Origin of the sequence: Kitasatospora putterlickiae, assembly GCF_039527695.1 — a bacterium.
GTDB lineage: Bacteria > Actinomycetota > Actinomycetes > Streptomycetales > Streptomycetaceae > Kitasatospora > Kitasatospora putterlickiae.
Genome location: NZ_BAAAKJ010000266.1, coordinates 4,063 through 13,560, shown reverse-complemented (window position 1 = coordinate 13,560; position 9,498 = coordinate 4,063). Strand labels below are relative to the sequence as shown.

The 9,498-nt window shown below is 73.2% G+C and carries 10 protein-coding genes; 2 read left to right on the top strand and 8 right to left on the bottom strand.

The genetic code is table 11. The annotated features are described in order from the left end of the window. On the bottom strand, nucleotides 1–466 hold a 466-nt coding region (locus ABD308_RS27010), incomplete at its 3' end, for a TetR/AcrR family transcriptional regulator (RefSeq protein ID WP_344339637.1). Nucleotides 467–503: 37 nt separating this feature from the next. On the opposite strand from ABD308_RS27010, the gene ABD308_RS27005 reads away from it, so the two are divergent. Next, the gene (locus tag ABD308_RS27005; protein ID WP_425554856.1) at nucleotides 504–1,268 is read left to right on the top strand and encodes an SDR family oxidoreductase; all 765 of its coding nucleotides are present in this window, start codon (nucleotides 504–506) and stop codon (nucleotides 1,266–1,268) included. 81 nt (nucleotides 1,269–1,349) lie between these two features. On the opposite strand, the gene ABD308_RS27000 is transcribed toward ABD308_RS27005, so the two are convergent. Genes ABD308_RS27000 through ABD308_RS26975 form a run of 6 tightly spaced genes read right to left on the bottom strand, consistent with a single transcriptional unit; the run spans nucleotide 1,350 to nucleotide 6,531 of the window. Then, a complete protein-coding gene (locus tag ABD308_RS27000; RefSeq protein WP_344339630.1) occupies nucleotides 1,350–1,670 on the bottom strand; it encodes a DMT family transporter in 321 nt (106 codons plus the stop codon). Nucleotides 1,671–1,676: 6 nt separating this feature from the next. After that, a complete protein-coding gene (locus ABD308_RS26995; RefSeq protein WP_344339626.1) occupies nucleotides 1,677–2,351 on the bottom strand; it encodes an HAD family hydrolase in 675 nt (224 codons plus the stop codon). A gap of 33 nt (nucleotides 2,352–2,384) precedes the next feature. Continuing rightward, nucleotides 2,385–3,464: an ABC transporter ATP-binding protein gene (locus ABD308_RS26990; RefSeq protein WP_344339622.1), complete on the bottom strand. Its 1,080-nt coding sequence runs from the start codon at nucleotides 3,462–3,464 to the stop codon at nucleotides 2,385–2,387. A gap of 27 nt (nucleotides 3,465–3,491) precedes the next feature. Further along, on the bottom strand, nucleotides 3,492–4,343 hold the full coding sequence (locus tag ABD308_RS26985; protein WP_344339619.1) for an ABC transporter permease: 852 nt from the start codon (nucleotides 4,341–4,343) through the stop codon (nucleotides 3,492–3,494). Beyond that, entirely contained in the window at nucleotides 4,331–5,308 is a 978-nt protein-coding gene (locus tag ABD308_RS26980) for an ABC transporter permease (protein ID WP_344339617.1), read from the bottom strand. Before ABD308_RS26980 ends, ABD308_RS26985 begins: the two co-directional genes overlap by 13 nt. Before the next feature lie 53 nt (nucleotides 5,309–5,361). Further along, nucleotides 5,362–6,531, bottom strand: a complete 1,170-nt coding sequence (locus ABD308_RS26975) for an ABC transporter substrate-binding protein (protein ID WP_344339614.1) — start codon at nucleotides 6,529–6,531, stop codon at nucleotides 5,362–5,364. A 344-nt stretch (nucleotides 6,532–6,875) separates the two neighbouring features. Between ABD308_RS26975 and ABD308_RS26970 the strand changes: the two genes are divergently transcribed. Further along, the gene (locus ABD308_RS26970) at nucleotides 6,876–7,694 is read left to right on the top strand and encodes a GntR family transcriptional regulator (RefSeq protein ID WP_344339681.1); all 819 of its coding nucleotides are present in this window, start codon (nucleotides 6,876–6,878) and stop codon (nucleotides 7,692–7,694) included. A 55-nt stretch (nucleotides 7,695–7,749) separates the two neighbouring features. Here the strand turns inward: ABD308_RS26970 and tmpA are convergent, their stop codons facing one another. Beyond that, the gene (gene tmpA, locus ABD308_RS26965; protein ID WP_344339610.1) at nucleotides 7,750–9,333 is read right to left on the bottom strand and encodes a 2-trimethylaminoethylphosphonate dioxygenase; all 1,584 of its coding nucleotides are present in this window, start codon (nucleotides 9,331–9,333) and stop codon (nucleotides 7,750–7,752) included. Nucleotides 9,334–9,498: the final 165 nt, after the last annotated feature.

Here is a 9,498-nt window from a genome sequence, read left to right as displayed (position 1 = left end):
CCGCGCCGGTGACTTCGCCGACGTCCCCGAGGGCGGCGACGATCGTCTGCTGGAGGGCGTACTGGTTGTCGAGGTGCCGGGCCCGCAGGGCCGGTGTGGTGATCATCAGCCGGAGGCGGGCGAGCAGGAACCGGCCGTCCGCCGTCAGCTCGCCGCCGTCGCCGGTCAACTCCGCGGCGGCCCCGATGAGCGCCCGGCCGATGCGGTGGGCCAGGGGCCGGCCGGCGGGGGAGGCGGCGATCCGCGCGGCGACCAGGTCGGCGTCCTGACCGGCCAGCACCAGGTCCTCCTTGGTCGGGAAGTGCCGGTAGACCGTCATCGGGGACACCCCCGCGGCCTCCGCGACGTCGGTCACCGCCGTCGCGTCGTAGCCGCGCTCGGTGAACAGCCGTACCGCGTGGGACTGGATCAGGCGCTGGGTCTCGGCCCGGCGTCGGGCGCGGAGGGTTGAGTGCTGTTCTGGCATGTGGTAGACCCTACCTGAATGGTAGTCACTACCAGGTTTGGGGTGGTTGGGGATGAGGACGGCTCTGGTGACCGGGGCGTCACGCGGGATCGGCCAGGCGATCGCGACCCGGCTGGCGGCCGACGGGGCGGCGGTCATCGTGCACTACGGCACGGACGAGGCCGGCGCGGCGTCGACCGTCGAGGCGATCGAACGGGCCGGCGGAACCGCCTTCGCCGTGCGGGCGGAGCTGGGCACGGACGACGACGTCGACACGCTCTTCGCGGGCGTCGAGGCGGCGCTGGCCGGGCGTCCGCTCGACGTCCTCGTCAACAACGCGGCCGCCCCGCCCGCCGGACCGCTCGGCGTCACGACGCGGGCGGAGTTCGACCACCTCTTCGCGGTGAACGTGCGCGCGCCCTACTTCACCATCCAGCGCGCGCTGCCCCTGCTCCCCGACGGCGGGCGCGTCATCACGATCTCCTCCGTGGCCACCCGGATGGCCAACCCCGCCCAGACGTCGTTCGCGATGACGAAGGGCGCCGTCGAGACGATGACCCTGACCCTCGCCAACGACCTGGGAACCCGGGGCATCACCGTGAACGCCGTGGCCCCCGGCGCCACCCGTACCCCGGCCAACGCCCCCGTCTTCGAGGCCCCGGGCCTGACCGACACCATCACCCGCTCGACCGCCCTCGGCCGCCTGGGAGCACCCGAGGACATCGCCGACGTCGTCGCCTTCCTGGCCTCCGACGCCGCCCGCTGGATCACCGGCCAGATCATCGACGCGACGGGCGGCCTCTTCCTCGGCCCCCGCGCCTGACGCCGCCGCCGTGGTCGTTCGAGGCCGCCGGGAGCACGAGGGGCCCCGTACGCGGTGCGTACGGGGCCCGAACGAATGCTGTCAGTGGCCGCCCTTGAGGTTGAGGACGACGACGCCGACGATGATCAGGGCGATGCCGAACCACTGGAGGCGGCCCAGGGACTCGCCGAAGGCGGCGACGCCTATGCCCGCCACGGCCGCCGTTCCCGCCCCGGACCAGACCGCGTAGGCGACGGAGACCGGGATGTGCTTCAGGGCGCGGCCCAGCAGAGCGAAGGAGAGGACGTAGCCGATGGCCACGCCCACGCTCGGCCAGAACCTGCTGAAGCCCTCGGTCAGCTTGAGGCAGCTGGTGGCGCAGACCTCGCTGAGGATCGCGAGGGTGAGGAGTACGTAGGGCATGGGGGGTCAAACCCGGGGAGTGGTGCCGAGCTTCCCGAGGAGGGCCAGGTCCGCGTGTTCCAGGCTGTCGAGGAGGGTGACCCGGGAGCCGGACGGGATCGCGGTGTCGGTGGAGGGGACGGCGAGGACGGCGCAGCCCGCGGCGGTGGCGGAGGCGACGCCGGTGGGGGTGTCCTCGACGGCGACGCACACCGCGGGGTCCAGGCCGAGCAGGGCGGCCGCGGCGAGGTAGGGGTCCGGGGCGGGCTTGGTGCGGGGGGTGTCCTCGGCGGCCAGGGTGACGGCGAACCAGTCGCGGCCGAGCGTGCCCAGCACCATGTCGACGACGCGGCGGGGGGAGGCGGAGACCAGGGCGGTGGGTACCCGGGCGTCGCGGAGGGAGGCCAGCAGGGTGAGCGCGCCGGGGCGCGGGACGGTCTCGGCGGCCACCTTGCCGGCGAAGGAGTCGCCGAGGCGGGTGGCGAGTTCGGCCTCGGTCAACGACGTGCCGCTGACCCGGTGGAGGTGGGCGGCGGTGTGCTCGATCGCCTGGCCGAGCACCTCGGGGGCGTCGGCGTCGGTGAGGGGGTGGCGCAGTTCGTCGGCGAGTTCGGCGGCGGCCTGCCACCAGAGCTGCTCGGTGTCGACGAGGGTGCCGTCCATGTCGAAGAGGACGGCGGCGGGTGGGGGGGTTTCAGGCATGGCGGTACCTTCGGAGGAGGAGCATGGGAACAGTCAGACCGTACGGCGGTCGACCAGGACCGGTCGCTCCGGGAGGGTCAGGGCGGCGCGCGAGCCGATCGGCAGGGCGGCGGCGGCCTCGGTGGGCAGGTCGGCCTTGACCTCGGTGCCGTCGTCGAGACGGACGGTGAGGCGGGTGACGGCGCCCAGGAAGGACGCCGAGACGACCAGCGCGAGCCCGTCGGGGGCCGGGGTCAGCCGGACGTTCTCCGGGCGGACCAGGACGTGCAGCGCGCCGTCGGCGGGCAGGGCGCCGTCCACGGCGTGGCGGCGGCCGAGGACCTCGACGCCGTCGCCGGAGCGCTCGCAGGGGATGCGGCTCATGGTGCCGACGAACTCGGCGACGAAGGCGGTGGCGGGGCGGGCGTACAGCTCGGCGGGGGCGGCGCACTGCTCCAGGCGGCCGGCGCGCAGCACGGCGACCCGGTCGGCCATCGACAGTGCCTCCTCCTGGTCGTGGGTGACGAACAGGGTGGTGATCCCCAGCTCCTGCTGGAGGCGGCGGATCTCCTCGCGCAGCGACAGCCGCACCTTGGCGTCCAGCGCGGACAGCGGCTCGTCGAGCAGCAGCACCCGGGGCCGCAGGGCGAGCGCGCGGGCGAGCGCGATGCGCTGCTGCTGGCCGCCGGACATCTGGTGCGGGTAGCGCCCGGCGTGCTGCGGCAGGCCGACCAGCTCCAGCAGTTCCTGGGCCCGCTTGAGGCGCTCGGCCTTGCCGGCGCCGCGCATCCGCAGGCCGAAGGCGACGTTGTCGGCCGCGGTCAGGTGCGGGAAGAGGCTGTAGGACTGGAACACCATGCCCGCGTCGCGCTTGTGGGCGGGGATCGCGGTGATGTCCTGGCCGTCCACCAGCACCTGGCCGGAGTCGTGCTGCTCGAAGCCGGCCAGGATGCGCAGCGCGGTGGTCTTGCCGCAGCCGGACGGGCCGAGCAGGGCGAGCAGTTCGCCCGGCCGTACGGTCAGATCGAGGCCGTCCAGCGCGGTGGTCGCGCCGAACGCGCGGCGCAGCGAGCGGAACTCGACGGTCGCGCCGCCCGATCGGGTGGCGGGGGTCTCAACGGCGAGGGAGGTCACGGGAGTTCTCCGGAGGTGCGGGGGAGGTCAGGAGGTGGCGGTCTTGGTGCGGCGCTCGCGGCCGACGGTGGCCAGCAGGAGCAGCAGCAGCCAGGTGAGCAGCAGGCTCAGGATGGAGACCGCGACCGACATGTGGGCCTGGCTGTTGCCGACCGAGTAGATCCAGACCGGGAAGGGCTGGAAGCCGAGGATCGAGGCGGCGGTGAACTCGCCGAGCACCAGGGCCAGGGTGAGGAAGGAGGCGTTCAGCAGGGCGCCGCGCAGGTTGGGCAGGACGACGGTGAACACCGCGCGCGGCCAGCTCGCGCCGCAGTTGCGGGCGGCCTCGACCAGGGTGCGCACGTCCACCGAGCGCAGGCCGGCGTCCAGGGCGCGGTAGGCGAGCGGCAGGGCCATCAGCACGTAGGCGATGACCAGGACCAGCGGGAAGTCCGGGTCCTGGATGAACACGAAGGTCTGGAAGAACGGCGTGTCCATCAGGTAGTCCGGGCCCCAGCGGAGCACGCCGATCAGGCCGGCGGTCAGCGCGACCGGCGGGACGACCAGCGGCAGGGTGCACAGCACGTCGATGACCGGGCGCAGCTTCGGGGCGCCGAGCCGGACGGCGATCAGCGCCGGGACGAGCAGGAGCAGCAGCACCAGCACGGTGACGACGGCGAGGCCGAGGGTCAGCCAGAGGCTGTCCAGGAAGCCGGGGGCGGAGAGCAGCCCGGTGTACGCCTCGAAGGAGATGCCCTGGGGGTCGTCGACCGAGAACCAGGCGGAGGCCGCGAGCGGGACGAGGAAGTAGACGCCGGCGAGCAGCAGCACGGCGCCGCGCCACCAGCGCACCTTCGGTCGGCGGGACACCGCGGGGGCGGGGTTGGTCAGCTGAGCCATCGGGCGCTCCGGCGCTGGAGGGGGAGGTACACGGCCATCACCAGGACGGCCACCACGATCATGTTGAGGCTGAGGGCGAGGGCGAGGTTGCCCTGGCCGACCAGCACGTTGCCGGAGAGCGCGTCCGCGATCGAGCGGCTGACCAGCGGGACGGTCGCGCCGACCATGGCGGCGGCGGTGGCGTAGGCGGCGAAGGCGCTGCCGAAGAGCAGCACGAAGCCGCCGAGCAGGGAGGGCAGCAGGATCGGCAGGGCCACGTGGCGCCAGTACTGGACGGTGGTGGCGCGGTTGTTCTGCGCGGCCTCGCGCCACTGGATGCGCAGGCCGTCCAGGGCCGGGGTGATGGTGAGCACCATCAGCGGGATGAGGAAGTACAGGTAGACGACGGTCAGGCCGGTGAACGAGTACAGCGACCAGCCGTGGTCGGTGAGGTTCAGCAGTTTGGTGATCTCGCCGGCGTTGCCGAGGGTCGCGACGAACGCGAAGGCGAGCGGCAGACCGCCGAAGTTGGCGAGCACGCCGGAGGCGGTGAGCACCGCCTGGCGCAGCCAGGTGTGCCGGGAGGTGACGACCGCCTGGGCGATCGGCAGGCCGATCAGGGTGGCGAGCAGCGCGGTCAGCGCGGAGAGCTTGAGGCTGCTCAGCATGGCCGTCAGGTAGCCGCCCTGGACGGAGTCCGCCAGGTTGTCGAAGGTGAACCGCCCGGCGCCGGTCTCCGCGTCGCTGGAGGTGGTGAACGCGCCGATGACGATGGCGACGGTCGGCAGCCCGAAGCCGATCAGGAAGAACAGCAGCAGCGGGACGGTGGCGAGCCAGGAGGCGCCGCCGAGGCGGGCGAGCGGGCGTCGCCGGGGGGTGGGGGCGGTGGTGGCGGGGGTGGTCGTGGCGGTGGCGGACGCCCCCGCGCCGCCACCGGGGAGGGTGGCGGCGGGGGTGGTCGGCACCGGGGTGGGAGCCGTGGTCATGAGTGCTTCTTCAGCCCGTTCGGAGAGTGCCGGCAGTTGGCGCTGACGGTCCGTCAGCCCGCGATGGCCTTGGTCCAGTTCTCGGTGACGACCTTCTTGGCCGCGTTGATCTGGTCCACGGTCGGGAAGGTGGTGAACGGCTTCTCGACGGCCGGCAGCTTGGCGGCGGCGGCGGTGTCCAGGGTGCCGTCCTTCTTCAGCGCCTCGAAGGTGGCCGGGGTGGCGTAGCCGCCGAGGAAGAGGTTCTGGCCCTCGGCGCTGAACAGGTACTCCTGCCACAGGCGGGCGGCCGCCGGGTGCGGGGCCCACTTGTTGATGCCCTGGTTGTAGAACTGGGCGTAGGAGCCGTCGGTCGGGATGGAGACCTTCCAGTCGATGCCCTTGTTCTTGAACTCGTCGGTGTAGCCGGCGTTCAGGTAGGACCAGTCGATCGAGATCGGGGTCTCGCCCTTCTCGATGGTGGCCGGGGTGGACTCGACCGGGTTGAAGTTGCCGGACTGCTTCAGCTTGCCGAAGAAGTCGATGCCGGGCTGGACGTTGTCCAGCGAGCCGCCGTTGGCGAGCGCGGCCGCGTAGACGCCGCCGAAGGCCGAGCCGGACTTGGTCGGGTTGCCGTTGAGGGCGACCTGGCCCTTGTACTCGGGCTTGAGCAGGTCGGCGAAGGTCTTCGGGCAGTTGGCGATCTTCTTGGCGTCGCAGCCGATCGAGACGTAGCCGCCGTAGTCGTTCACGGCCGCGCCGTTCGCGTCCTTCATGGTGTCCGGCACCTTGTCGAAGGTGGCGACCTTGTAGGGGGCGAGGATGCCGTCCTTGACCGCCTGCAGGGCGAAGGCGCTGCCCAGGTCGACCACGTCGGGCGCGCGGTCCTGGCCCTTGCGGGAGTTGATCGCGTTGATCTCGTCCTGGCTGGAGCCGTCCGGGTTCTCCTCCTCGACCTCGATGCCGTACTTGGCCTTGAACGAGTCGATGATCTTGCCGTAGTTCGCCCAGTCCCGGGGCAGCGTGATGACGTGCAGCTTGCCCTCCTTCTTGGCGGCGGCGACCAGGCCGTCCATGCCGCCGAAGTCGGCGGCGGAGGTGGCCTCCTTGGCGTCCTTGGCGCCGGCCTTGGCGGCGTCGCCGGCCTTGGCGCTCGACCCGGCGGAGCCGCAGGCGGTGAGGGAGAGCGCGGCGGCGGTCAGTACGGCCGCGAAGGCGGCGGCGCGGGCGCGGTGCACGGTCACGGGGAAGTCTCCTGTTAAGGGGGCGTACTGCGAGGGGGCGTTCGCGGGGGGTTCCGCGGGCCTGCGTCTCGCGAAGGGCGGCGGGACGGCCGGGGTGAGCGGCCGGTCGCCGTCGTCCGAGTTGACTAGCCAACTTCGCTGACGTGGGTAAGTACGCCGGAGCCCGGTGACGGGAAGGTGAACGGATGGCCCAGCCCCGGGGTCGGCTGCGGGAACGGTCGAATCGGGCCGCCGGCCGAGTGTTCGGCAGGTGCGATGCTTCGGTGGCGCAGCGGGATATGGTCGGGCTGTCCGGCGCCGTTACGGGCTGCGCGGGGACACCGCCAGGAGGGACATTGACTGACGTGGCACTGGAGTCGGGGCGTGGGGGCGCCGGGCCGGAGGTGGCCGCGGCCGGCGCTTCCGGAGCCGAGCGCGGGGCCGGTTCGCTCTACCGGAAGGTCGCCGCCGACCTGCGTGAGGCGATCACCACCGGCGCGTTCGGCGAGGCCGGACGGCTGCCCGCCGAGGGCGCGCTCGCCGAGCAGTACGGCGTCTCGCGCGGGACGGTGCGCCAGGCGCTCGCCGTGCTGCGCTCGGACGGCCTGGTCACCTCGCGCCGGGGCACCCGCCGGGTGGTGCTCGGCACGGCCCGGGTGCAGAGCTTCTCCGAACTGCTCAGCTTCACCCGCTGGGCGTACTCGATGGGCGAGGAGCCCGGCGGCATACTCGACTCGATGGTGCGCCGCCCGGCCGACGCCGCCGAGCGCGAGCAGCTGCGCCTCGAACCGGGGGACGAGGTCTACGTCATGGTCCGGCTGCGCACGCTCTCCGGCACGCCGGTGATGGTCGAGCGGACCGTCTACCCGCCGCGGGTCGGCGAGATCGTCGCCGAGCTGCCGCCGGACGTCGTCTCGCACACCGAGGTCCTGCGCGAGCACGGGATCCTGTTCACCGACGCGGACCACACGATCGACATCGTGGCCGCCAACGGGGACGACGCCCGGCTGCTCGGCTGCCGGCGCGGGGGCCCGCTGCTGCGCGAGCGGCGGCGCACGACGGACCCGACCGGCACGCCGGTGGAGTGGTCCCAGGACCGTTACCTGCCGGGCACGGTGGCGTTCAGCGTGCACAACTCGCTGGCCACCTCGGCGCTTTCGCGGCACGCGCGGGAGATGGACTGACGAGGGCGGCGGGGCGGCCCGGAGTGCGGGCCGCCCTCTTTTTATTGACGGTGCGTCAGCGCATCAGCGAGGTCAGCAGCGGCCGGAAGTGGGCGAAGTCCGGCACCGGCGCCCCGGCCTCCTTGGCCTGCTCGTCCCAGCGGCGCACGGCCACCGCGTCCCGCGCGCCCGGGTGGGCGGCGAAGGCGGCGGCGTCCTGCTCGGACATCGGGCCGCCCTGCACCCGGAGGGTGTACTCGGAGGCCTCGGACAGCCGCGCGCGGTAGTCCGGCTCGACCGCGCACAGGTAGCGCTTGGCCGCCACGTGCAGCCGGACCGGCCCGGTGACCTCCGGGCCGAACCAGCGGGCCAGCCAGTCGGCCCCGGTGTCGCTGTGCCGGTTGTCCTGACCATGCATCAGATCCCGTCCGTGCAGCGCGCCCTGGAAGTGGCCGACGTCGTGCAGCAGCGCCGCCGCCACCAGGTGCGGGGCCGCCCCGGCCGCCTCGGCCAGCGCGCCGGCCTGCAGCATGTGCTCGGCCATGGTGACCGCCTCGCCCAGGTACTCCCCGGCGCCCTCGCCCGCGAACAGCGCCTCCAGTTCGTCCAGCGCGGCCGAGCGGCGGTGCAGCACGGCCAGGGTGGAGGCGAGCGAGTCCACGTCCGCGTAGCAGCCCTGGAGGTGGCGCCGGCCGTCCTGGGCGAAGGCCGTCCGGGCGTGCATCAGACGGGTGTTGTCGAAGATCAGGCAGTCGCCCGGGTCGAGCCGGAAGTCCAGCCGCAGCTCCGGGCGCAGGGTGATCGCGGCGAACGCGCGGTACGCGGCGTAGAAGGCGTCCAGCTCCGCCGCCGGGCCGCGCAGGGTGGCGATCGAGCGGTTGTTGAACCGCACCTCGCGGATCCGGCCGAGCGGGTCCACCTCGATCAGCGGGCGGTCGGCGCGCAGTTCGCTGACGCGGTCGCGGAAGACGAACGGCACGGGGGTGCGGGTCAGCGCCGCGAAGTGCTCCGGCGCCTCCTCGCGCAGCAGCGCCGCGGCCCGGAAGCCGTCCACCAGGCCGGAGTCGCCGCCGGTCGCCGAGTTCTCCAGGCAGTGCAGCAACTGCAGGGTCGGCACCGGGTCGCGGTACGGGTTGTCGGTGTGCGGGGCGATCGCGGCGCTGGTGAACGCCAGGTTGTTCGGGTCCGGCTCGACGCGGACGTCGAACAGCTCGCCGTAGTTGGTGGCCCGCACGTACCCGAAGGTCTGCGCGACCTCCAGCACCTGCCGCTCGCGCACCGGCACGCCGCGCAGCACGGCGAAGCCGGAGCGGCTCACGGCGGCCAGCACGGCGGCCCGCTCGGCCGGGTCGGCCAGGTACGCCTCCCAGTGCGCCTCCGGGACGCCGTGCGCGAAGTCCGCGGCGGCCCAGAGTCGCTTGTCCGACTCCGTCCGCCCGTCGCCGTCCGCCTCCACGGCCAGCCAGCCGGACGGGTAGCGGGAGCGGTGCCCGTCCGACCAGAGCACCTCCAGGTGCCCGTCCAGCTCGGCCCGCGCGGCGATCGCGAGGTCCTGCGGCAGGTCGGTGATCTGGAACAGCTTCTGCCCGTTGCGTGGGTCGCGGCACTCGGCGCAGGGGCAGTTGTCGCGCAGCCAGTACGGCGACAGCTCGGTGGTCATGGTGGTCTCCTCGGCGAGCCGGCGGTCGAAGTTGTATAGCCAACTTCTCTTCGGGCAGCCTGCCGGGGGTGGGTGAGCACCGGGTGCCGGGGGAGTGAACGGTTCGGGAACAGTGCCGGGGGCGGCCGTCGGGAACGCGAACCGCCCCGCCCGCTGCGGCGGACG